The organism is Micromonospora sp. WMMD712, assembly GCF_029581295.1.
Lineage (GTDB): Bacteria > Actinomycetota > Actinomycetes > Mycobacteriales > Micromonosporaceae > Micromonospora > Micromonospora carbonacea.
Genome location: NZ_CP120743.1, coordinates 4327948 through 4351357 on the forward strand (window position 1 = coordinate 4327948; position 23410 = coordinate 4351357).

General features: G+C 76.0%; 20 protein-coding genes. 11 read left to right on the plus strand and 9 right to left on the minus strand.

The genetic code is table 11. From position 1 onward, the window contains the following. The first annotated feature begins 131 nt into the window (after positions 1-131). Positions 132-1493 (plus strand): helix-turn-helix domain-containing protein, encoded by a 1362-nt coding sequence (locus O7633_RS18695; RefSeq protein ID WP_278130378.1) that lies wholly within the window; start codon positions 132-134, stop codon positions 1491-1493. 238 nt (positions 1494-1731) lie between these two features. Here O7633_RS18695 and O7633_RS18700 read toward each other — a convergent pair whose 3' ends face one another. After that, positions 1732-3231, minus strand: a complete 1500-nt coding sequence (locus O7633_RS18700) for a cellulose binding domain-containing protein (RefSeq protein WP_282323348.1) — start codon at positions 3229-3231, stop codon at positions 1732-1734. 280 nt (positions 3232-3511) lie between these two features. After that, complete coding sequence (locus O7633_RS18705) at positions 3512-4552, minus strand: DUF4192 domain-containing protein (RefSeq protein WP_282323349.1); 1041 nt, start codon at positions 4550-4552, stop codon at positions 3512-3514. A 163-nt stretch (positions 4553-4715) separates the two neighbouring features. On the opposite strand from O7633_RS18705, the gene O7633_RS18710 reads away from it, so the two are divergent. The 5 genes from O7633_RS18710 to O7633_RS18730 all read left to right on the plus strand — a co-directional run bounded on the left by O7633_RS18710 (position 4716) and on the right by O7633_RS18730 (position 11531). Further along, complete coding sequence (locus tag O7633_RS18710) at positions 4716-5633, plus strand: fructosamine kinase family protein (protein WP_282323350.1); 918 nt, start codon at positions 4716-4718, stop codon at positions 5631-5633. Next, on the plus strand, positions 5630-6718 hold the full coding sequence (gene moaA / locus O7633_RS18715) for a GTP 3',8-cyclase MoaA (protein WP_282323351.1): 1089 nt from the start codon (positions 5630-5632) through the stop codon (positions 6716-6718). Before O7633_RS18710 ends, moaA begins: the two co-directional genes overlap by 4 nt. A gap of 3 nt (positions 6719-6721) precedes the next feature. Further along, positions 6722-6985: a MoaD/ThiS family protein gene (locus O7633_RS18720; protein ID WP_282323352.1), complete on the plus strand. Its 264-nt coding sequence runs from the start codon at positions 6722-6724 to the stop codon at positions 6983-6985. Between the two features lie 9 nt (positions 6986-6994). After that, entirely contained in the window at positions 6995-8239 is a 1245-nt protein-coding gene (locus O7633_RS18725; RefSeq protein ID WP_282323353.1) for a metallophosphoesterase, read from the plus strand. A 103-nt stretch (positions 8240-8342) separates the two neighbouring features. After that, a complete protein-coding gene (locus tag O7633_RS18730; RefSeq protein ID WP_282323354.1) occupies positions 8343-11531 on the plus strand; it encodes a UvrD-helicase domain-containing protein in 3189 nt (1062 codons plus the stop codon). Between the two features lie 142 nt (positions 11532-11673). Here O7633_RS18730 and O7633_RS18735 read toward each other — a convergent pair whose 3' ends face one another. Both O7633_RS18735 and O7633_RS18740 read right to left on the minus strand, forming a co-directional pair. Continuing rightward, entirely contained in the window at positions 11674-12438 is a 765-nt protein-coding gene (locus tag O7633_RS18735; protein ID WP_282323355.1) for a prepilin peptidase, read from the minus strand. Between the two features lie 10 nt (positions 12439-12448). Next, positions 12449-13423 (minus strand): EamA family transporter, encoded by a 975-nt coding sequence (locus O7633_RS18740; RefSeq protein WP_282323356.1) that lies wholly within the window; start codon positions 13421-13423, stop codon positions 12449-12451. A gap of 930 nt (positions 13424-14353) precedes the next feature. Between O7633_RS18740 and O7633_RS18745 the strand changes: the two genes are divergently transcribed. From O7633_RS18745 to O7633_RS18755, 3 genes are all read left to right on the plus strand, one after another. Further along, positions 14354-14836, plus strand: a complete 483-nt coding sequence (locus tag O7633_RS18745; protein WP_278136291.1) for a hypothetical protein — start codon at positions 14354-14356, stop codon at positions 14834-14836. Positions 14837-14908: 72 nt separating this feature from the next. Beyond that, positions 14909-15763: a hypothetical protein gene (locus tag O7633_RS18750; RefSeq protein WP_282323357.1), complete on the plus strand. Its 855-nt coding sequence runs from the start codon at positions 14909-14911 to the stop codon at positions 15761-15763. Between the two features lie 145 nt (positions 15764-15908). After that, positions 15909-17144 (plus strand): ATP-binding protein, encoded by a 1236-nt coding sequence (locus O7633_RS18755; protein ID WP_074478174.1) that lies wholly within the window; start codon positions 15909-15911, stop codon positions 17142-17144. Between the two features lie 61 nt (positions 17145-17205). On the opposite strand, the gene O7633_RS18760 is transcribed toward O7633_RS18755, so the two are convergent. Further along, positions 17206-17751 carry an N-acetyltransferase gene (locus O7633_RS18760; protein WP_074478176.1) on the minus strand — a complete coding sequence of 182 codons (546 nt, stop codon included), beginning with the start codon at positions 17749-17751 and terminating at the stop codon, positions 17206-17208. Between the two features lie 216 nt (positions 17752-17967). On the opposite strand from O7633_RS18760, the gene O7633_RS18765 reads away from it, so the two are divergent. Together O7633_RS18765 and O7633_RS18770 are read left to right on the plus strand one after the other, a co-directional pair. Beyond that, on the plus strand, positions 17968-18513 hold the full coding sequence (locus O7633_RS18765) for a DoxX family protein (RefSeq protein ID WP_282323358.1): 546 nt from the start codon (positions 17968-17970) through the stop codon (positions 18511-18513). Positions 18514-18728: 215 nt separating this feature from the next. Beyond that, positions 18729-20174 (plus strand): glycosyltransferase 87 family protein, encoded by a 1446-nt coding sequence (locus O7633_RS18770; RefSeq protein WP_282323359.1) that lies wholly within the window; start codon positions 18729-18731, stop codon positions 20172-20174. Here the strand turns inward: O7633_RS18770 and O7633_RS18775 are convergent. The 4 genes from O7633_RS18775 to moaC all read right to left on the minus strand — a co-directional run bounded on the left by O7633_RS18775 (position 20161) and on the right by moaC (position 22896). Next, a complete protein-coding gene (locus tag O7633_RS18775; protein ID WP_282323360.1) occupies positions 20161-20592 on the minus strand; it encodes a molybdenum cofactor biosynthesis protein MoaE in 432 nt (143 codons plus the stop codon). The genes O7633_RS18770 and O7633_RS18775 overlap by 14 nt on opposite strands. Positions 20593-20605: 13 nt before the next feature. Beyond that, complete coding sequence (locus O7633_RS18780; protein WP_282323361.1) at positions 20606-21868, minus strand: molybdopterin molybdotransferase MoeA; 1263 nt, start codon at positions 21866-21868, stop codon at positions 20606-20608. Positions 21869-21937: 69 nt separating this feature from the next. Next, positions 21938-22408 carry a MogA/MoaB family molybdenum cofactor biosynthesis protein gene (locus O7633_RS18785; protein WP_074478309.1) on the minus strand — a complete coding sequence of 157 codons (471 nt, stop codon included), beginning with the start codon at positions 22406-22408 and terminating at the stop codon, positions 21938-21940. Beyond that, a complete protein-coding gene (gene moaC / locus O7633_RS18790) occupies positions 22405-22896 on the minus strand; it encodes a cyclic pyranopterin monophosphate synthase MoaC (protein WP_282323362.1) in 492 nt (163 codons plus the stop codon). The genes O7633_RS18785 and moaC overlap by 4 nt, the downstream gene beginning before the upstream one ends. Positions 22897-23410: the final 514 nt, after the last annotated feature.

A 23410-nucleotide genomic window follows, 5' to 3' on the forward strand; every position in this document is an offset into this window, starting at 1 on the left:
GTTACTCACCGGTTGTTATGGCGATGCTCACGCCACTGTGGATACCGCCGCGCCAAAGCACCGTGCCACGATCGACACACGCTCAGTGAGCGCGGACGTGTCAACGGCTGTGGGGGGACATGCGCGTCGGCATGCAACATCGAGCTGGTTTCGGGCAGTGGCTCCGGGCGCTGCGGGGCACCCGCGGCCTGACCCAGGAGGAGCTGGCCGAGGCGTCCGGCTCCAGCGTCCGCACCATCCGGGAGATGGAACGCGGCCGGGTCCGGACGCCCCAGCGTCGTACGGTCGCGCTGCTCGCCGACGCGCTCGGCCTCGCGGGCGTGGACCGCGACCGCTTCGTCGGTCTGGCCCGCGCCGGCCACCGCCCGCCACCCGGCCCCGGGGGCGTCGCCGCGTCCCCGGTGGTCCCCTCGGAGCTGCCCGCCGCCGTGCCGAGCCTCGTCGGCAGGCAGGCCGAGCTCGCCGTGCTGGCCCAACTCACCAGCGGGGTCACCGACGGCAGCGCCACCACCGCCTCCGTCGTCGTGCTGCACGGCCCGCCCGGCACCGGCAAGAGCACCCTCGCCGTCGCCGCCGGGCACCGCCTCGGCGCCGCGTTCACCGACGGCCAGCTCTTCCTCGACCTGCACGGCACCGCGCCCACCCACACCGGGCCCACCAACGGGGCATTCACCGACGGCACATCCGCCGGTGGGGCGTCCGCTGGCGGGGCGTTCACCGGTGCCGCGCTCGCCGGCAGCGTCGACCCGGCCGAGGCGCTGGCCGGGCTGCTGCGCTCGCTCGGCGTGCCCGAGGAGGCCATCCCCGGGCCGCCGGAACAGCGGGGCCGGCTGTTCCGCACCCTCACCCGCGACCGGCGGCTGCTGATCGTGGCGGACGACGCCGCCGACGAGGCACAGGTACGCCCGCTGCTGCCGGCCGCGCGGCACTGCCTGACCCTGGTCACCAGCCGGCGACCGCTCACCGGGCTCACCGGGGCCGTCCGCGTCACCGTCGGGCTGCTCGCCCCGGACGCCGCCTGGCGGCTACTCGCCTCGATCACCGGCGAGGACCGCTTGGCCGCCGACCCGACGGGCACGGCCGAGCTGGTCGAGCTCTGCGGCCGGCTGCCGCTGGCGATCCGGGTCGCCGGAAACCGGCTGGCCAGCCGGCCGGGCTGGCCCGTCGCCCAGCTCGTCGCCCAGCTCGCCGACCCGCGCCGCCGGTTGACCGCGCTGACCGCCGGGGACCTCGACATCCGGGCGGCGTTCGACGTGTCGTACCGCCGGCTCGGCGCGACGGTCGCCGGGGTCTTCCGGCGGGCGTCCCTCGTGCCGGGGACGGAGTTCGACGCCGGCCTGCTCGCCGCCGTCACGCGCGTCGACGTCGAGAGCGCGGCGGCCGCAGCCGAGGATCTGGTCGACGCCGGCCTGCTGCTGCCCCGCGGCGACCGGTACGCCTTCCACGGCCTGACCCGCATCTACGCCCGCGAACTCCTCGCGCTGGAGGAGTAAGGAAGGGCCCCCTGTTAACGCCTGAGGTAGAGAAGGGCCCCCTTCTCACGCCCGGGCGGCCGGGGCGCGCGGGCGGAGGCGGCGCGCGCTGGCGGGGGCGGCGCAGCGGGCGGTTCGGCGCGGACGGGGGCGGCGCGGACGGGGGCGGTTCGGTGCGGAGGGTTCGGCGTGGCCGGCAGAACGGTGGGTCCCACCGGGTGCCCGCCCGGTGGGACCCACCCGTGGTGGGTAGCTGGGGTCAGGAGCAGGTGGCGCCGTTCAGGGTGAACGGGGCCGGGTTGGTGGCGGACCCGCTAGCCGTGAAGCCGAAGCTCACCGATCCACCGGACGGGATCGTCGCGTTGTGGTTCTCGTTGGTGACCGTCACGGACGCGCCCGTCTGCTGGAAGACGCCGTTCCAGTGCCCCTGCACGACCTGGCTCCCGCCGAACGTCCAGCCGACGTTCCAGCCGGTGACCTGCGGGCCGTCGTTGTAGACGGTGACTGCCGCCTCGTACCCGGTGCCCCAGGAGTTGACGACGGTGAAGGACACCCGGCAGGTGGCGGCCGTCCCGGTGACCGGCACGATGTCGCCGAAGTCGTCCCGGGCGGTGGCGAAGTCCTGGAAGCCGAAACCGGGGCCCGCCGAACGGGTCGTGGTGCCGGCGGCCAGGACGGTGCCGTTGGCGTTGACGGCGTACACCGGGCCGCCGCTGTCCCCACTGCGGGCCGACTCGTCGCCGTCGAGCTGGGTGGCCTCGACCAGGTCCTCCCGGTCGTCGTAGTGGAACTGCACCTCAAGGTTGCAGACCGGGACGCCGATCTCCCAGGCCGACGTCGCGCCGGACTGGCAGAGGAGCTGGCCGGGGAACACCTCGGTCCAGCCGACCACCCGGGCCTTCACCTCGTCGTTCGAGCCGCCCACGTAGAGCCAGCCGCCGGCCGACGCGGTGCCGATGAGCATCGTGTCGTGGTCGGCGTTCTTGTGGGTCTGCACGCCGATCGGCTCGCCCTGGCCGTCGCTCCACTGCGACCCCACCGAGCCGCAGTGCCCGGCGCTGAGCAGGTGGTTGGTGCCGGTTGCCACCTCGCGCACACCGAAGCCGACGGTGCAGCCTGCGCCCGAGTCGTTCCAGATCCGGGCCCCGCCGTTCCACGGCGCGGAGTCGTCCTCGCGGGAGCGGGGAACCAGCCGGTCCCGCTCGACGATCGTGGTGCGCACCCCGGTCGCCGGCAGCTTCGGCAGCGCCGCGTCGGCGTCGTCGACGGCGATCTCGATGCCCGAACCGTCGGTACGCAACCGCACGTCGTACGCCGAGTCGCCCGCGTCGCCATCCACCACGGGCGCGACCCGCGCGGCTGCGGCGGCCAGCTCGGTCCTGGCGTACGTCGCCTTGGCGACCTCGACCGGCGCGATCCGGCGGGCGACGGCGACGGCCGAGGCGACGTCGGCCGGGAGGCCACCCTTCCACCAGAGCGTGACGTGGTCGCCGACCAGCCCGATCCCGGCGTACCCGCGTGCCGGGCCCCGCTCCACGGCGGCCCGCAGCCCGGTCGCGGCGTCGACCAGCGGCACCTGCGCGACCATCCTGTCCCGGGTGCCGCCCGGGATCAGGTCGAGGATCGTCGTGCCCTCCGCGCCGGGAGCGGGGGCGGCCTGCGCGGGGGCGGGGGCCGCCCCCGGACCGGCCAGCGCCGTGGCACCGGCGAGGACCCCTGCGGCGAGGACGCGGGAGGTCACCTTCCAGGTTCGTTTCATGACTGAGAGTCAACCCACGGTGGTACGCCCGAACCAGGCAGGACGCCCGGCAGGAGGCTCCTGCCGCCCGTCCTGCCGGCCGCCTCCCCGGCTCACCCGACGAGCACTTTCATGATCGTCTGTCGTTTTCGGACACTCCCGCCGGCGCGTCGTCTCACCTTCCAGCAGACGATCAAGGACCCGTCGCAGGCGACGACACAGTCAGGAGGGACCGGCGCGCCAACTCCACCAGCAGGCCAGCGAACACGACGGGCGGGCCGACCAGCACCCGCCTGAAGGATCAGGGACCACGGCGACGTCGACGGCGACGGAGCACCCCCGGGGGCCGGTTCGCCGGCCAGCCGTCGAGCCGCGACGGCGGCACCCCGCGGCGCAGCAGGTCGTCGAGGAGCAGGCCGAGCGAGTAGCTCGGGTGCGCCTCCAGCACCCGTTCCAGCGCCACCGCCGCGAGCGCCCCCTGCCCCGCCCGCCAGCAGGCGAAGGCGAGCAGCGAGCCCGGGGCGGCGATCAGATCCCGCTCGGCCCGGCGCAGGACGTCCGTCCAGAGGGCGATGTCCCGGTCCCGCCCGTCGGTGCGTTCCCAGGCGTGGTCGCGGACGGGCAGGTGGGTCAGCAGCAGGGTCAACCAGGCCACCTCGTCGTCGGTGAGCCGCTCGCCCCGGCGACTCGCCCGCAGGGCGGCACGGACGGCGTCGATGCCGGCCCGGCGCAACGCCCGGCCGCCGAGCAGGTCGGCCTCGCCGGCTGCGGTGATCAGAGCGTCCAGCTTGCGGTCGGCGCGGTCGACCGCGTGACGCATCGCCACCCGCGCGGGCCCGCCGAACGGGGCCACCTGCGCGGTCAGGGCCGCCCGGTCGGGCAGTGCCACCTGGCCGGCGAAGACGGCCGCCGCGCTGACCTCGCTGGTGCCGGTGTCGTACGGGGTGCCGTCGGGCGGGCAGCAGGCCAGATCGTCGCACAGGTACGACCAGTATCGGCCGCCGGTGACCCGCAGCGCGTCGAGGACGGCCAGCCCCGCCTCGGCCAGCGAGTCGCGTACCGCGTCGACGGCCGGGGTGACCCCCGACGCGTCGCCGTAGCCGAGCACGGTGGCGGACTCGGCCCCCTGCCGGGCGATCACGCCGGCCAGGTGAACGGCGGGGTCCAGCGGGTCGTCGCCGGGACCGGGCAGGTCGGCGCGGGCGGCGAAGACGATCCGCCGGCCCTGCAGGGCGACCACCACCACGCTGTCGGCGGGGTGGAAGCCGAGCAGGTAGGGCACGGCGGCGATGAGGTCGGCGGGGGACCGGACGGTGAGCCGGGCGGGGTCGGTACGGGTCATGCAGGCAGCGTGGGCCGGGCGGGGGCACCTCCGGAGGCCCTGTGGACGACACGCCGCGCCATCCACACTACGCACAGTATTCACCCAGCTCAGCGCACTGCATCGACGACGCACCGAAGGGGCGGCGCGCACGGCAGGGCGGCGTAACGGCTACCTTGCGCACATGGACCTGGCGTACCTGCGGGCGCATCCGGAGCACCTCCCGACGTTCCTCACCCACCAGCGGATCCGGGAGACGCCGGTGGCCGGCGGCGACGTCTGCGCGGCGTCCCGGCTGACCCTGGACGACGGGCACTCGGTCTTCGCGAAGACGTGGCCCGCCCAGCGGGCGGGGCGGCCCGTGCCGGAGGGCTTCTTCGCCGCCGAGGCGGCCGGGTTGCGCTGGCTGCGGGACGCCGGCGCGGTGGCCGTACCGGAGGTGGTGGTGGCGCTGCCGGAGCTGTTGGCGCTCGACTGGGTGGAGCCCGGCGAGCCGACGCCGGAGGCGGCCGAGCGGTTCGGCCGGGAGCTGGCCGCGCTGCACCGTGCCGGGGCCCCCGCGTTCGGCGCGGAGTGGGCCGGCTTCGTCGGCGCGCTCCCCCAGGACAACACGCCTGATGCCGGCCCCTGGCCGGCGTGGTTCGCCCGGCGGCGGCTGCTGCCGTACCTGCGGATGTCGGTCGACTCCGGCGCGCTCACCGCCGTCGAGGCCGCCCTGGTGGAACAGGTCGTCGAGCGGGTCGGCGAGTTCGGCGGCGACGAGCCGCCGGCCCGGGTGCACGGCGACCTGTGGCCGGGCAACGTGCTCTGGGGGGCCGACGAGCGGGCGTGGCTGGTCGACCCGGCCGCGCACGGCGGGCACCGGGAGACCGACCTGGCCCAGTTGGCGCTGTTCGGCGGCCCGCCGCACCACGAGCGGATCATGGCGGCCTACCGGGAGGCGTGGCCGCTGGCCGACGGGTGGCGCGAGCGGGTGCCGCTGCACCAGTTGCACCTGCTGCTGGTGCACACCGCCCTGTTCGGCGCGGCGTACCGCGATGCGGTCGGTGCCGCCGCCCGGGACACCCTGCGCGGAGCGGGGCGCGCTACCGTCGAACGGTGACCGCCGCGCGAGGGACCGACGGCGTCCTCGTCGACCGGTACGGCCGCGTCGCCCGGGACCTGCGCGTCTCGCTGACCGACAAGTGCAACCTGCGCTGCACCTACTGCATGCCCGCCGAGGGGCTGCCCTGGCTGGCGGGGCCGCAGCTGCTGAGCGACGACGAGATCGTCCGGCTGGTGCGGGTGGCGGTGGAGCGGCTGGGGGTGACCGAGGTGCGGTTCACCGGCGGGGAGCCGCTGATCCGTCCCGGCGTGGTGGGCATCGTCGCGGCGGTGGCCGCGCTGACGCCCCGCCCCCGGATCTCGCTGACCACGAACGGGCTCGGGCTCGACCGGCTGGCCCCGGCGCTGCGGGCCGCCGGCCTGGACCGGGTGAACGTGTCGCTGGACACCCTCGACGCCGCTCGGTTCGCCCGGCTGACCCGGCGCGACCGGCTCGCCGACGTCCTCGCCGGGCTGGCCGGGGCCGCCGCCGCCGGGCTCACCCCGGTGAAGATCAACAGTGTGCTGATGCGGGGCGTCAACGACGACGAGGCCCCCGCGCTGCTCCGCTTCGCCCTGGCCCACGGCTACGAGCTGCGGTTCATCGAGCAGATGCCGCTGGACGCCCAGCACGGCTGGGACCGCGCCGCGATGGTCACCGCCGACGAGATCCTCGCCACCCTGCGCGCCGGAACCGACCCGCCCACCGGAGCCGGCGCGCGCGTCGAAGCCGACCCGCACACCGGGGCCGGCCTGCCCCGCACCGGGTTCGACCTGACCCCCGACCCGGCCGAGCGGGGCGCGGCCCCCGCCGAGACGTGGCTGGTCGACGGCGGTCCCGCCCGGGTCGGCGTGATCGGCAGCGTGACCCGGCCGTTCTGCGGCGACTGCGACCGCACCCGGCTCACCGCCGACGGGCAGGTCCGGGCGTGCCTCTTCGCCACCGAGGAGTCGGACCTGCGCGGCGCGCTGCGGGCCGGGGCGGACGACGACGAGCTGGCCCGGCGGTGGCGGGCGGCGATGTGGGGCAAGCGGGCCGGGCACGGCATCGACGACCCGACGTTCCTCCAGCCGGCCCGGCCGATGTCCGCGATCGGCGGGTGACCGGTGCGCCACGACGTGCCCGACCAGCTCACCATCCGCTACTTCGCCGGGGCGCGGGCCGCCGCCGGCACGGCCGAGGAGACCGCATCCGCCGGCCGCGGTCTGGACGAACTCACGGACGAACTGACACGACGGCACGGCGAGCGCCTCGCCGCCGTGCTGAGGGTGGCGAGTTTCCTGGTCGACGGCGTGACCTGTCACGATCGCCGGACACCGCTGCCGGCAGGGGCGACGATCGACGTGCTGCCGCCGTTCGCGGGTGGCTGAGGAGGCTCGGTGTTGGCGGTTGTGGCTCTGGTGGGTTTCGTGCTGATCGTGATCGGCCTCATCCACCTCTACCTGTGGAAGCGCCTGGTCGCCGACACCACCCGGTCGCGGCGGCTGCGCCGGGCCGGAGCGGTCGCGGCGGCGCTGCTCACGCTGCTCGTGCCGGCCACGCTCGCCGGCACCCAGAACGGCCTCTACTGGCTGGCCTGGCCGGGCTACGTGTGGTTGGCCCTGATGTTCTACCTGCTGGTCGTGCTGGTCGTCCTGGAGGTGCCGCTGCTGGTCGCCCGGCTGGCGCTGCGCCGCCGGGCCGTCGCCGCCGAGCCGGCCGCCGCCGCGCCGGAGCCGGTGCTCGTCGGGGCGCCCGGCGTCGCCGACCCGCCGGCCGCCGAGGCCGTCGACCCGCCCGACCACGACCCGGCCCGCCGGTTGCTGCTGGCCCGCAGCGCGGCGATCTTCGCGGGCCTCACGGCCGCGGGGACCGTCGGGTACGGGGTCTCCAACGCCCTCGGCCCGCCCCGGCTGGACCGGGTGCAGATCCCGTTGGCAAAGCTCCCGCGCGGCATGGACGGCCTGCGCATCGCCACCGTCTCCGACATCCACCTCGGCCCGCTGCGCGGCCGGGCGCACACCGAGCGCATCGTCGCGATGATCAACCGGCTGGACGCCGACCTCGTCGCGGTCGTGGGTGACCTGGTCGACGGGTCGGTCGCCGAGCTGGGCGAGGCGGCGGCCCCGCTGGGCGACCTGCGCTCCCGCTACGGCAGCTTCTTCGTCACCGGCAACCACGAGTACTACTCCGGCGTGGAGGAGTGGGTGCGGGAGGTGGACCGGCTCGGCCTGCGGGTGCTCCAGAACGTCCGCCAGGAGATCCGCACCCCGGCGGGGGTGCTCGACCTGGCCGGGGTGAACGACGTCACCGCCGCCGGGACCGGGCTGGCCGGTCCCGCCGACTTCGCCGCCGCGCTCGGCGACCGGGACCCGGTCCGCCCGGTGGTGCTGCTGGCCCACCAGCCGGTGGCCGCCGTCGAGGCCGCGAAGTTCGGCGTGGACCTGCAACTGTCCGGCCACACCCACGGCGGCCAGATGGTGCCGTTCAACCTGGCCGTCCGGCTCCAGCAGCCGGTCGTGTCCGGTCTCGGCGAGGTCGACGGCACGAAGGTGTACGTCACCAACGGCGCCGGCTTCTGGGGCCCGCCGGTGCGGGTGGGGGCGAACCCCCAGGTCACCCTTGTGGAGCTGCGCGCGCCCTGATCGGCGTACCGCGCCCTCGCCCCGGTGTCCAGACAAGGATTGCTCAGGTCACGCGTACGCGTGGCGGCGGGCGGGCGTCGGGGCGGGCGTGACAGGATGCGGCGTGCTCCCGTTCAGCGCCGTACCCCCGGCCGGCCCCTCGCCGTTCGTCGCGGACCTGCACATCCACTCGAAGTACTCGCGCGCGTGCAGCCGCGACCTGACCACCCCGAACCTCGCCTGGTGGGCCCGGCGCAAGGGCGTCGGGGTGCTCGGCACCGGTGACTTCACCCACCCCGCCTGGTACGACCACCTGCGGGAGACGCTGCACCCGGCCGAGCCGGGCCTGTACCGGCTCTCCCCCGAGACGGAGCGGGACGTCGCCCGCCGGCTGCCGCCCCGGCTGGCCAGCGAGGCGGAGGCGGACCCGGTCCGGTTCATGCTCAGCGTGGAGATCTCCACGATCTACAAGCGGGACGACCGTACCCGCAAGGTGCACCACCTGGTCTACCTGCCCGACCTCGACGCGGTGGAGCGGTTCAACACCACCCTCGGGCGGATCGGCAACATCGCCTCCGACGGGCGGCCCATCCTCGGCCTCGACTCCCGGGACCTGCTGGAGATCACCCTGGAGGCCAGCCCGGACGGCTACCTCGTGCCGGCGCACATCTGGACGCCGTGGTTCTCGGCGCTGGGCTCGAAGTCCGGGTTCGACGCGATCGCCGACTGCTACGCCGATCTGGCCGGGCACGTCTTCGCGGTGGAGACCGGGCTGTCGTCGGACCCGGAGATGAACTGGCGGGTCGGCAGCCTCGACCGCTACCAGCTCGTGTCCAACTCGGACGCCCACTCGCCGCCCGCCCTGGCCCGCGAGGCGACGGTCTTCGCCACGGGCCGCGACTACTTCGCGATCCGCGAGGCGCTGCGCACCGGCGACGGGCTCGCCGGCACCATCGAGTTCTTCCCCGAGGAGGGCAAGTACCACGCCGACGGGCACCGGCTGTGCGGCGTCAACTGGTCGCCGGAGCGGACCCGGGCGGCGGGCGGGCGCTGCCCCGAGTGCGGCAAGCCGCTCACCGTCGGCGTGCTCAGCCGCGTCGAGGAGCTGGCCGACCGGCCCGAGGGGCACCGGCCGGCCCACGCCCGGGACGTCACCCACCTGGTGCCGCTGGCCGAGATCCTCGGCGAGCTGAACCGGGTGGGCCCGAAGTCCAAGAAGGTCGAGGGGAAGCTCAACGACCTGGTGGCCGCGCTCGGCCCGGAGCTGGAGATCCTGACCCGCGCCCCGCTCGACGAGATCGGCCGGGTCGGCGGGGAGCTGCTCGCCGAGGGCATCGGCCGGCTGCGCCGGGGCGACGTGCGCCGGGTGCCCGGCTACGACGGCGAATACGGGGTGATCACCCTCTTCGACCCGGCGGAGCTGGGCGGGAAGGGGGCGGGGGCGCAGGCGGAGACGCTGTTCGACGTACCCGTGCCGGCGCAGCGACCGGCCGCGGAGCCGGCGGCGAAGGCGAAGCGCCCGGCCGCCGCGAAGGCCGAGCCGAAGCGGAAGCCCGCGCCGCCGGCCCCGCCGCCGCCGATCCCGCCGCAGCCCTCCCCGCACGAGCCGTTCGAGCCGATGCTCGCCGGGATGGAGGAGGTCGGCACGGGGCTGCTGGACCGGCTGGACGCGATGCAGCGGGTGGCCGCGTCCGCGCCGGGCGGGCCGCTGCTGATCGTCGCCGGCCCGGGCACCGGGAAGACCCGCACGCTGACCCACCGGATCGCCTACCTGTGCGCCGAGCTGAACGTGTTCCCGGAGCGCTGCCTCGCGATCACCTTCACCCGGCGGGCCGCCGAGGAGCTGCGGCACCGCCTCGACGGGCTGCTCGGGCCCGTCGCCGAGGACATCACCGTCGGCACGTTCCACTCGCTGGGCCTGACCGTCCTGCGGGAGAACGCGGGCGCGGCCGGGCTGCCGGCCGACTTCCGCATCGCCGACGACGCCGACCGGGCGGCGGCGAAGGCCGAGGCGGGGGAGGACCAGGCGGCGTACACCGCGTTGCTGCGCAAGCGGGACCTGGTCGACCTGGACGACCTGCTCACCCTGCCGGTGGAGCTGCTGCGCGCCGACCGGAAGCTGGTGCAGCGCTACCGGGACCGCTGGCAGTGGATCTTCGTGGACGAGTACCAGGACGTCGACGCCGTCCAGTACGAGCTGCTGCGGCTGCTCAGCCCCGCCGACGGCAACCTGTGCGCGATCGGCGACCCGGACCAGGCGATCTACTCGTTCCGGGGTGCGGACGTCGGCTACTTCCTGCGCTTCTCGCAGGACTTCACCGACGCCCGCCTGGTGCGGCTCAACCGCAACTACCGCTCCTCCGCGCCGATCCTCGCCGCCGCCGTCCAGGCCATCGCGCCGTCGTCGCTGGTCCGGGGCCGCCGGCTCGACCCGGCCCGGCTCGACCCGGAGGCCCCGCTGGTCGGCCGGTACGCCGCCGCGTCCGTCGCCGACGAGGCCGACTTCGTCGTACGCACCGTCGACGACCTCGTCGGCGGCCTGTCCCACCGGTCGCTGGACTCGGGGCGCATCGACGGCCGGTCCACCTCGCTGTCCTTCTCCGACATCGCCGTGCTGTACCGCACCGACGCGCAGGCCGCCCCCATCGTGGACGCCCTGGCCCGCGCCAACGTGCCCGTGCAGAAGCGCTCGCACGACCGGCTGCGCGACCGGCCCGGGGTGGCCGCGATCGCCCGCGAGCTGCGGCACGCCGACGGCTCCGGCGGCCTGCCCGCCCGGGTGCGGCTCGCTGCGCAGGTGGTCGCCGACCGGTTCGCCGCGCCCACCCTCGACGGCTCCGGCGTGGTACGCCCCGAGGAGGTCCGCGCCGCCGTCGACCTGCTCACCCCGCTGGCCCGCCGCTGCGGCGACGACCTGGAGCTGTTCCTGTCCCAGCTCGCCACCGGCGCGGAGGTCGACGCCCTCGACCCGCGCGCCGAGGCGGTCACCCTGCTCACCCTGCATGCCGCGAAGGGGTTGGAGTTCCCCGTCGTGTTCCTCGTCGGCTGCGAGGACGGGCTGCTCCCGCTGCGCTGGCCCGGCTCGACGCCCGACGAGGACGCGATCGCCGAGGAGCGGCGGCTGTTCTTCGTCGGCCTCACCCGGGCCCAGGACCGGCTCTACGTCAGCCACGCGGCCCGGCGCGCCCGGCACGGAGCGGAGCGGGACTGCCGGCCGACGCCGTTCCTCGACGTGATCGACCCGGGGCTGTTCGAGCGCCTCGGCGAGGCGGAGCCCCGCCGCCCGAAGGACCGCCAGCTCCGCCTGCTGTGAAAGGAAGGGCCCCCTATTAACGCCTGAGGTAGAGAAGGGTCCCCTTCTCGCGGCGGGCACGGTGGGGGCGGCGGCGCGGGCACGGTGAGCGCGGGCACGGCGCGCAGGTGCCGCCAGCACGGGGCGGGCGGTGGCGGGCGGCTCAGGCGGTGAGGGTCGCCAGCCAGGCACCGGTGAGCAGGGCTGGCCCGAGCGGCAGCAGCGTGTCCCGGCGTATCCGGCGGGCGGCCAGCAGGCCGAGCACGGCCAGCCCGTGCAGCACGTGCGGCAGGGCCAGCCCGGTCAGCAGCGCCGGCCAGCCCAGCCAGCCGAGCGGCAGCCCCAGCACGGCGGCCAGCTTCACGTCGCCGAAGCCGAGCCGCGAGCCGGGCAGGAGGGCGAGCAGCGCGTACCCGAGAAACGACAGCCCCGCCCCGGTCAGCGACGCGAGCAGCCGGCCCGGTCGGCCGTCGGCCGCCGCCGCCGCGACCAGCCCGGCCGCCGCGCCGAGCGCCGCCAGGCCGACCAGGGGGTCCGGCAGCCGCAGGCAGGCCAGGTCGACCGCCGCGAGCAGCAGGCCGACCGCCGCCACCGCGAGGAACGCCGGCAGCGCCGGGCCGACGCTGGGCGCGGCACCGAGCCCGGCGAAGACCACGGCGGCCATCGCCGCCCAGGCCACCGCCCTCCCCCGGGCCGCGCCGCGCCGGCCCGCGCCGCGCCGGCCCGCGCCGGATCGACCGGCACTGGATCGACCGGCACTGGGTCGACCGGCACCGACCCGGGCAGGATCGAGCCGGGGTACGCCGGCCCAGCGCCCCGCCAGCCACGGCACGAACGCCCCGAGCACCGCTCCGGTCAGGGCGAGAGCGAGGACTCCGACGGTCGGCCTGCCGGTCAGGGCGAGAGCGAGCACGCCGGTGGTGGGCACCGGCCGGACGCTACCGCCGGGCCGGTCGGGCCGCCGCCCCGGTACGCCGTCCGGGGCGTTCCATGCTGACCACGAGCGCGACCCCGGCGACGATCACCGCGCCGCCGAGCAGCACCTGCGCGGTGACCGGCTCCGCGGCCAGCAGCGCGCCGAGCGCGACCGCGACCACCGGATTCACGTACGCGTAGGTGGACACCAGCGAGATCGGCGCGTGGTGCAGCAGCCAGACGTACGCGGTGAAGGCGACCAGCGAGCCGGCGACCATCAGGTACGCGAGGGCCAGCCAGGACCGTCCGGTGACCTGCCCGGGGTCGAGGTCCCGCAGTTCGCCCCGGGCGGCGGCGAGCACGGTCAGCGCCACGGCACCGGCGACCATCTCGTAGACGGTGGCGACGAACGGGTCCGTGGGCATCCGTAGCCGCCCGGCCAGGAAGGAGCCGACCGACCAGCAGGTGGCCGCAGCGACCACGGTCAGCGCGCCGGCCAGCGGTGCCGCTGCCGATCCGCCGGTCGGCAGCACGAGCAGGACCAGGCCGAGGAAGCCCAGCGTCACCCCGGCGAAGGTCCACACCCGGGGCCGGTCGCCGCCGAGCGTACGGAGCACGACGACCAGCAGCGGGACCGTGGCGACGAGCAGCGCCGCGATGCCGGAGGGCACCGCCGTCCCGGGCGGCCCCGACTCGGCGAGCACCACCAGTCCGTTGCCGCCGGCCAGCAGGAGCACGCCGACGAGCGCGGCGGAGCCGAGCTGCCGCCGGTCGACGCGCAGGGCGCCGGCGCCCCGGCGTACCCGGAGGACGAGGGCGAGCACGACGGCGGCCGCGCCGAACCGGAGGCCGGCCGACGTGAGGGCCGGCAGCGACTCCACCGCGACCCGGATGGCCAGGTAGGTGGAGCCCCAGAGGACGAAGACGACGGCCAGTGCCGCCCAGATCAGCGCCGGTCGGGCCGCCGGCGCGGCGGCCGCGCCGGTCGGATCCGGCACGTTCGGTAGGGGTGGCGTAACCCGCCGGGGTGGTGATGTCATCGGTTCGCCACGCTACGGTGACCACGGCGTCGGCGTCCCTGGTTGGTGGCCGGCCTCACCGCTCGGGGTAGGAGGGTGTGCATGTCGAACTACGGACCACCGGGTGAGGGTCCCGCCGGGGCGAGACCCGGGCGACGACCCGACGACGGGTACGGCACGCCGGCCGAGCCGTGGGCGGAGGACTCCTGGGGGGACGACGCCTGGGCGGACCCGGACGCGCCGCCGCGCCGGCCGGGCGCGCCGGAGCCGGGGTTCCCGGCGCAGGGCGGCCACCGGCCCGGCCCGGCCCAGCAGGGCGGCTACCGGCCCGCCCCGCACCCGGCCCCGCACCCGCAGGGCGGCTACCGGCCCGAGCCGGGCTATCCGCCCGAGCCGGGCCCGCACCCCGGCTATCCGCCCTCGCCCGGCCCGGGCTATGCGCCCGAGCCCGGCCCGCGGTCCGGCTTTCCGCCCCAGGGGGGTCCGCAGTCCGGCTACCGGCCCGAGCCGGGCCCGCAGCGCGGCCGCCCGCCCGAGCCGGGCCAGCATCCGGGTTACCGGCCGGAGCCGGGTCCCGATCCGACGTACGCCGGGTATCCGCCCGAGCCGGGTCCCGCCGGGCGGTACGGTTCCCCGCAGCCCGGGCCCCCGCCGGCCGACCGGGCGCCGTGGCCGGGCGACCCCGGCCGGTTCGCGGCCGGCGGCCCCCGCGAGCCGCAGCCCGGCCCGTGGGGCGGGCCGGGGCCGCACGACCCGGGGCACACCGACGTCTACCGGCCGGTGGGGGCGGGCCCGGCGCACCCCGGGGACCGGTACGTGGACGACCGGCAGGCCCCCGCGCCCTACCCGAGGTCGGGCGGAGTGCCGACCTACCCGGGCGAGCCGGGCCCGCCATATCCGGGCGAGCCGCTGCCGCCCTACCCCGGCGAGGCGGGCCGTAAGCGCGGTCGGGGTCCGCTGATCGCCGTGCTGGCCACCCTGGTCGTGTTCGCGCTCGTCGGCGGCGCGGCCGTGTGGTATCTGCTGCGGCAGGACGATCCGCCGCCCGCTGCGGGTCCCGCCGCGCCCAGCGCCGGTCCGACGCCGGAGGACACCCCGGCGGCGTCCACGAGCGCGCCCACCGCCCCGGCGCCCGAGTCGTCGGCGGATCCCCGGTTCGTCAAGGTGGGCCAGTGCGTGCGCAACGAGGGGCCGTCGGGCGGCAAACCCAAGCTGCTGATCAGCCCGTGCGGCCCGAAGACGTACGAGGTGTTGCGCCGGTTCGACGGGCAGACCAGCGGGGAGAAGGACGCCGAGGCGAAGTGCGCCAAGGTGGCCGGCTACACCAACTGGTACTTCTTCGACAGCCAGTTGGACACCCTGGACTTCGTGCTCTGCCTGAAGCTCCGCTGACCCGCGCCGAAGCTGCGCTGACGCCGCTCGTCCGGTGCCGCGCCCTCCGTCCGCCACACCCCTGGGGGAGAGATGTCATCCTTCGGACCGCCCGGCTCCGGCGCGCCCGACGACCCGTACGCCAGGCCGCCCGCCGGCCCGCCGGTCGACCCGACCCTGCCGCAGTGGGGCCCGCCACCCGGCGGTGACCAGCCGGGGTATCCGCCGGGCCAGGCCGCGTATCCGCCGGGCCCGCCCGGCTATCCGCCGGGCCAGCCGGGCCACCCCACCGAGCAGCCGGGCTACCCGCCGCCGGGGCCCGGGGCCGGCCAGTCGGGCGGGTACCCGCCGCCCGGCCCCTTCCCGCCCGCCGGCCAGCCGGGCGGGTACCCACCCCCCGGGCCCTTCCCGCCCGCCGGCCAGCCGGGCCCGGCCGCGCCGTGGGGCCCGCCGCCACCCCCGGGGTACGGGCCACCGCCCGTCGCCGCGCCCACGCCGGGCCGGGGCCGCCGGATCGGCCTGATCATCGCCCTGGTGGTCGTGCTGCTGCTCTGCCCCTGTCTCGGCCTGGCCGGGTGGGGGATCTGGCAGGCGGCCGACGACGACGGCTCCGCCGCGCCGACGGTGACCGCGTCGGCGGTGCCGACGGGCGAGTCGAGCGACGTGCCGACGGCCGCCCCGACCACGGCCGAGCCGAGCCCCACCGAGGACGACGACGGGGACTTCGCCAGGGGCGACTGCGTGGTCAACGACGGCACGGACGCCAACGCCGACCTGCGGAAGGTCCCGTGCGGACCGGACACGTACGAGGTCCTGCTGCGCATCCCGGGCACCACGAACGGCGACCGGTGCAAGACGGCGTCGCCGGACGCGACCGCCAACTTCGTCAGCGACAACCCGATCAATGCCCTCGACTACGTGCTCTGCCTGAAGCGACGCACGGGCTGAGGGAGCGCGTCCGCTACCCGAAACTAGGGCTGTCTAGCGTGGACGCTAGACAGCCCTAGTTTTGCCTCGACGGCCGGCGACACGCCGGTAGGGTCCTCTACGGATGTCTAGCCTCGCAGCTAGACGGCCCGATACTGTGCGATTCGTGGATCCGGTCCGCAACCCGTACGCGCCGGGCGCCGGCCAGCGCCCGCCCGAGCTCGCGGGGCGGGGGCGGGAGCTGGACGTCTTCGACGTCGTCCTGGAGCGCATCGCCCGGGGCCGCCCCGAGCGCAGCCTGATGCTCACCGGCCTGCGTGGCGTGGGGAAGACCGTCCTGCTCAACACCCTGCGCTCGCAGGCGATCACCCGGCTCTGGGGCACCGGCAAGATCGAGGCGCGACCCGACCAGTCGCTGCGCCGCCCGGTCGCCGCCGCGCTGCACATGGCGGTGCGCGAGCTGGCCCCCCGGCACCGGGCCCCGGACCGGATCGACGCGTTCCTCGGGGTGCTGAAGGCGTTCGCCCAGCGGTCCGCGCCGACGGGTCGGGCGGGCGCGGCCCCGAAGCTGCGCGACCGCTGGCAGCCGGGCATCGACGTGCCGGCCGCGACCGGCCGGGCCGACTCCGGCGACATCGAGATCGACCTGGTGGAGCTGCTCAGCGACGCCGCGGCGGTGGCCGCCGACGTCGGCACCGGCATCGCCGTCTTCATCGACGAGATGCAGGACCTCGGCCCCGAGGACGTCTCGGCGCTCTGCGCCGCCTGCCACGAGCTGTCGCAGCTCGGCGCGCCGCTGATCGTGGTGGGCGCGGGCCTGCCGCACCTGCCGGCCGTGCTCAGCGCCGCCAAGTCGTACTCGGAGCGGCTGTTCCGCTACCAGCGCATCGACCGGCTCGACCGGATCGCCGCCGACCAGGCGCTCTGCGCGCCGGCCGAGCGCGAGGAGGTCGCGTACGAGCCAAAGGCCCTCGACCTGCTCTACGAGAAGTCGGGCGGCTACCCGTACTTCGTCCAGGCGTACGGCAAGGCCACCTGGGACCACGCGCCACGGTCCCCGATCACCGACGCGGACGTCCGGGTGGCCGCCCCCGAGGCGGAGGCCGAGCTGGCGGTGGGCTTCTTCGGCTCCCGGTTCGAGCGGGCCACGCCGGCCGAGCGCGAGTACATGCGCGCGATGGCCACCCTGTCGCTGGTGGAGGGGGACGCTGGCGGTCGGGACGACATGGACGCCGCCGTGCCGACCGCGGAGATCGCCCGGGCGCTCGGGCGCAAGCCGGCGAGCCTCTCCCCGGCGCGGGACGCGTTGATCAAGAAGGGGCTGATCTACTCCGGGGAGCGCGGCACGGTCGCGTTCACCGTCCCGCACTTCGGCCGCTACCTGCGCACCCAGCCGGCCTGAGCGCGCGCCGGGTGGTCGGAGCGCCGGGTGGTCAAAGCGCGGGCGGCCGGAGCGCGGGTGGTCAGACCTTCGACCAGGGTGGCGGGAACAGCACCTCGCCCCGGGGCGCGGGGCCGTCCCCGCTGGTGCTGGGGGGCAGGACCAGCGCCTGCCACGGCTCGCCCAGGCCGGACCACGGGCTGCTCAGCCCCATCCGGTCGGCGCGGGTGAAGCCGAACCGCCGGTAGTAGGCCGGGTCGCCGAGCACCACCACGAGTCGCTCGCCGAGCTCGGTGGCGGCGTCCAGGGCGGCCTGCACCACGGCCGTGCCGTGCCCGACCCGCTGCCGGTGCGGGGCGACCGCCACCGGGCCGAGGGCCAGCGCCGGGGCGCTCCCGCCGTCGCCGCGGACGTGGACCCGGGTGAGCAGGGCGCAGCCGACCACCTCGCCGCCGTACTCGGCGACCATGGCCAGCTCGGGAATCCAGGCGTCGGTGCCGCGCAGGTCCTCGACCAGCCCCACCTCGGGCGGGGTCGACACGTCCGGACGGGCGAACGCGGCGGTCAGCACCCGCCGGACGGGGCCGGTGTCCGCCGGGCCCTCGGGACGCAGCCGCAGAGTCGTCACCCGGGCGAGGTTACCCGCCGGGCCGGGTCCACCACCGACGGTCGCCCCGATCGGCGTGGCGTTCCCGCGTCGCGCGCCTGGGCCGCGTCGGGCGCGCGACGGGTGCTGCCCGCCGCGCCGGCCCGCAGCCGCAGCCGGGGCCGCGACGTCCACGGTCGCCGATCGGATCGGGCCGTTGCAGGGGTGGCGACGCCCGCGACGGGGTATGACTGACCCATGACACCCGTGCGTTCCCTCGCCCGCGTCATGTTGAGCGGCATCTTCGTGGTCAGCGGCGCCCGCAACCTTCAGCACCCGGGGCGGCTGGTGTCGGCGGCGAAGCCGGTCACCGACCGGGTGACCCCGCTGCTCCAGCAGGTCTCCCCCCGCATTCCCACCGACACCGAGACGTTGGTCCGCGCCAACGCAGCCACCCAGCTCGTCGGCGGGCTGATGCTGGCCACCGGGAAGCTCACCCGCCCGGCCGCGCTGCTGCTCGCCGCCACGCTGATCCCGACCACCGCCGCCGGTCATCCCTTCTGGAACAACGCCGACCCGGCCGAGCGCATGCAGAACCAGGTCCACTTCCTGAAGAACCTCGGGCTCTTCGGCGGGCTGCTGCTGGCCGCCGCCGACACCGAGGGCAGGCCCGGCCTGCGGTGGCGGGCCGGTCACCGGATCGGCCACTCGCGACGGTCGGTGGCCCGGGCCGTCCGGACGGCCCGCCGCGAGGCCCGGATCGCCGTACGCTCGGCGGCCACGGCCCGTCGACTGCCCGGCTGACCTGCGGCGCGACCCCTCCTGGCGGCGGCCCGCCCCCACCAACGCCACGAATTACCTGAACCGCCCGGTAGGCGTTAACGCGGTGGAAATGTAAAAAACCAGTGTGGGATCGGACACGGTCGCATAACGCGGGAGGCATCAACGTGAGGCGCCGTTCTAGGCTCCGTGCTGGACCTGGACGGGCAGGACGACCTTGGTATGGGGGTGGCCACGACGTGCCGGCGACCGTCGGACGACGGATGGACCGCCTCGCCCCGGTCCGTCGCGCGACCCGTGGGGTCGACCGCAGGACGGCGGTGCGCGCCGGTGTGATCGCCACCGTCGCGTACGCGGCGTGGCTCGCGATCGGCGCCTTCGGGCGGCCCTACAACTTCTTCGACATGAAGATCTACCACGGCGCGGTGGTGTGGTGGGCGAACGGCAACGAGCTGTACGAGTTCATCGCCCCCTCCACCACGCTCGGCTTCACCTACCCCCCGTTCGGGGCGCTGGTGATGCTCCCCATGGCGCTGGTGCCCGTCGACGTCGCCGGCTGGCTGAACGCGCTGGCCAGCATCGGCGCGCTGGCCCTCGTCCTGGCCGGCCTGCTGCGGCCGGTCGTCGACCGGCTGGGCTGGCCGTTGTGGTACACGGTGGGCATCGCGACGCCGATGGCGATCGCCCTCGAACCGGGGCGCGAGACCCTCGGCTACGGGCAGGTCAACCTGCTGCTGTTCGCCCTGATCATGGCCGACCTGATCGGGCTGCGCTGGCGGGCCCGGCGGGGCACCCGGTTCGACGACGCGGCCGGGCCGCTGCGGCGGTTCGTGTTCAGCGGGGCGTGGGCCGGGGTCGGCATCGGCCTGGCCACCGCCGTCAAGCTGACCCCGGCGCTCTTCGTCGTGTACCTCGTGATCACCCGGCAGTGGCGTGCGGCGGCCACGGCGGTCGGCACCACGATCGGGGTGACCCTCGCCGGCTTCGCGCTGGTCGGCACCGAGTCGCGGGCCTACTTCGGCGGCGTGCTCTGGCAGACCGAGCGGGTCGGCGCGGCCGACATGACCCCCAACCAGTCCCTCGCCGGCCTGCTGGCCCGCCTCTACGACTCGATCGAGACCCCCGGGCTGCTCTGGCTGTCGTTCTCGGTGCTGGTGCTCGCGCTCGGGCTGTCCCGGGCCGTCAGCGCGCGCGCCGACGGCGACGAGCTGACCGCGTTCACCCTGGTCGGCCTCACCGCGAACGTGGTCAGCCCGATCTCCTGGTCGCACCACCTGGTCTGGGTCATCCCGGCGATCGTCGTGCTGGCCGACGCCGCGCTGCGCCGCCGCGAGGCGAGCCGGGGCGTGGCGCAGCGGACCGGCCCGGCGTCGTCCTACGGCGGGCTCCCCGGGGTCAACGGGCTGCGCCCGCCGATCTGGTATCCGACGCTTACCGGCCTGCGGCACGGCGCGGCGGCGGTGGGGCTCTACCTGCTGTTCCTGATCTCGCCCATCTGGCCGTACGAGCACCAGCTCCCCGAGGTGTCGCACTACCAGGACGGCCTGTTCGGCGCGCTGATGGAAAACTCGCTGGCCGTGGCGCTGATCGTCCTGGTCGCCGCGCTGCCGTGGCGGCCGGGCGCCGAGCCCGCCTTCTACGCCGACCGGTTCGGCCGCGCCGCCAGCGCCGTCAGGGGCAGTTGACCCACTCCTCGGTGCCGTCGGCGAACACCTGCCGCTTCCAGATCGGCAGCCGCGCCTTCACCTCGTCGACGAGCCGGGCGCAGGCGGCGAACGCGGCGGCCCGGTGCGCGGTGCTCACCGCCGCCACCAGGGCGGCGTCGCCGATGACGAGCGGGCCGACGCGGTGCGACACGGCGACCGCGTAGACGTCGGGGTCGGCGGCGACCTCGGCGGCGACCTCCCGGAGCACGGCGGCGGCGCTCGGGTGCCCCTCGTACTCCAGGCTGAGCACCGCGCGGCCGTGGTCGTGGTCGCGGACCACGCCCTGGAACGACACCACCGCCCCGGCCCGCCGGTCGGCGACCGCCGCCTCGTGCGCGGCCAGGTCCAGCGGCTCGGTGGTGACCGAGCCGAAGACGGTCGACTCCTCGATCGTCACCGGATGCCCCTCCTCACGGACACGACCGCTCCCCGGGCAGCAGGGGCAGCGGCACGACCGGCACCCGCGCGCCCGGCTCGCCGGTCGTGCCCGGGCGGATGACCGCGAAGCCGTCCGCGCCGGCCAGCCCGCGCAGCATCGCCGACCCGACGTGCCGGACCGGGTGGGCGGTGCCGGCGACGCGGTCCAGCCGGACCAGGGCCAGGTGGGTGTGGTCGCCCCGCCCCGGCACCGCGTCGGCCAGCGTGGCGTGCGGCAGCACCGGCATCGGCCGGCCCTGTAGGCCCGCCAGCAGCGGCGCGACCAGCGAGACGAGCGCGACGATCGCGGACTGCGGGTTGCCGGGCAGGCCGGCGACGAAGCGGACCCGGCCGTCCGGGTCGACCAGCCGGGCCAGCAGCATCGGGAACCCGGGGCGGACGGCGACCGTGTTGACCACGTAGTCCGCGCCGAGCGCCTCCAGGGTGGGGTGCAGGTGGTCGACCGGGCCGTGCATCGTGCCGCCGGTGGTGCAGACCAGGTCGGCGGTGGCCAGCGCCGCGCGCAGGGCCGCCACGTGCGCCGGCAGGGTGTCGGCCACCGGGCCGACGACGTCGGCCGGGCGCACCTGGCAGCCGTACCGGCGCAGCCACGCCGGCACGGCCGGCCCGAGGGCGTCACGCACCCGGCCGGCGGCCGGCGGCCCCGACGTCAGCAGCTCGTCGCCGAAGACCAGCAGCGCGGCGCGGGGCGGCCGGCGCACCCGCAGCGTGTCGTGGCCGCAGGACGCGGCGAGGCCGATCACCGCCGGGTCGACCGGGGTGCCCGCCGGGAGCAGCTCCTCACCGGCGCGGGCCTCCTCGCCGGGCTCGCGCCACTCCGGGGCCGGCCGGGGGGTGCCGGCGACCCGGCCGTCGGCGGTGCGGGTGGACTCCTCGACCCGCAGGATCGCGGTGACCCCATCGGGCACCATCGCGCCGGTGGCGATCTCGACGGTGGTGCCGTCGTCGGTCAGCGGGGCCGGGCTGCCACCGGCCAGCACCCGGCCGACGACCCGCCACGGCCCCTCCCCGCGCACCGCCCAGCCGTCCACGCTGGAGGTGGGGAAGGCGGGCAGGTCGGTGCGGGTGGTCAGCGGTTCGGCGAGGGTGTGCCCGTCGGTCTCGGCGAGCGGCCGGCCGACGGCGGGCAGCGCGGCGGCGAGGCCGACGGCGTACACCCGGGAGCGGGCCTCCTCCCAGCCGGCCGGCGGCGGTACGGCGACCTGCTCCGCGGCGGACGCGGTTTCCGTGCTCACCGGCCGAGCCTATCGTCGGCCGGCGGAACCCACCCGGCCAGTGGCCGCGCCGTCCCGGGTGCCGGTCGCTCAGTGGTCGCCGCCGCGGAGCTGGTCGACGGCGTGGGCGAGGATCGGGCCGAGGACGGCGAGCCCGTCGCGGGCGCCGCCGGTGGAGCCCGGCAGGTTGACGACCAGCATCCGGCCGACGACCCCCGCGACGCCCCGGGACAGCGCCGCCGTCGGCACCCGGTCCCGGCTGTGCGCCCGGATCGCCTCGGCGATGCCGGGGATCTCGTGGTCGAGCAGCGCACGGGTCACGTCGGGGGTGCGGTCGGTCGGGTTGATCCCGGTGCCGCCGCTGGTCAGCACCACGTCGACCCCGTCGGCCCGGGCCGCCCGCAGCGCCGCGCCGACCGGTTCGCCGTCGGGCACCACCACCGGGTCGTCGACCTGGCAGCCCAGCTCGCGCAGGCCGGCGACGAGCAGCGGGCCGCTGGTGTCGGCGTAGACCCCGGCCGACGCGCGGTTGGAGGCGACCACCACCCGGGCGCGGATCACGGCCGGTCCGCCGGCCGCTGCCACAGGCCGGTCTTGCCGCCCTCCTTGCGGAGCACCCGCACCGCGTCGACCGACGCCGCCGGGTCGACCGCCTTGACCATGTCGACCAGGGCGAGGCCGGCGACCGCGACGGCGGTCAGCGCCTCCATCTCCACGCCCGTGCGGTCGGCGGTCCGCGCGGTGGCGGTGATCTCGACGGTGTCGTCGGTGAGCGCGAGGTCGACGGTCACGCCGTGCAGCGCGATCGGGTGGCAGAGCGGGATCAGGTCCGGGGTCCGCTTGGCCCCCATGATGCCGGCGAGCCGGCCGACCGCGAGCGCGTCGCCCTTGGGCAGCCCGTCGCGGCGCAGCAGGTCGACCACCTCGGCGGTGGTCCGCAGCCGGCCGGCGGCCACGGCGAGCCGGCCGGCGACCGCCTTGGCGGAGACGTCGACCATGCGGGCCGCGCCCGCCGCGTCGACGTGGGTGAGCTGGGCGGGATCCGTCACGGTCGCGAGCCTATCCTCCGGTACGCCCGGCCCCGGTCCCACCTTCGGCGGGCGCGCGGTGCGGCACCATATGGACGGGCACCGGGGTGGACGGGCACCCGGGGCCAAAGGAATTGCGTCGGCGGGGCGGCGTTTCCCCGCCCGGGTCAATCCGGGCGGCTGTCGGGAGTCGGTCCGTCCCGGCGCGTCACGGCGTGGCCGCGCACCCCGCCGATTCGGGACCTACCAGGAGAGAAAAACCCGAAGCGGGGATGAACCGGGGGGCGGACCTCACCAGACTGGGTACGGGGACGAGCCGTACTCTTTGCCGACCACGTGGCCGCGCGACACGGAACTGACAAGCGCGACGCAATTACCTGTAGAGCGCTCCGCACAGGTGCCGTAAACACAAAGTGACAAATCATCCCCAGGTTGGCTTATATTGCGCATACCGACATTTATCAGTACAGAATTGGACGTCCACCGCCTTAAGCTTTCGTTCGTCGGACAGGAACGGCAGAAAGGGTGGGGGCTG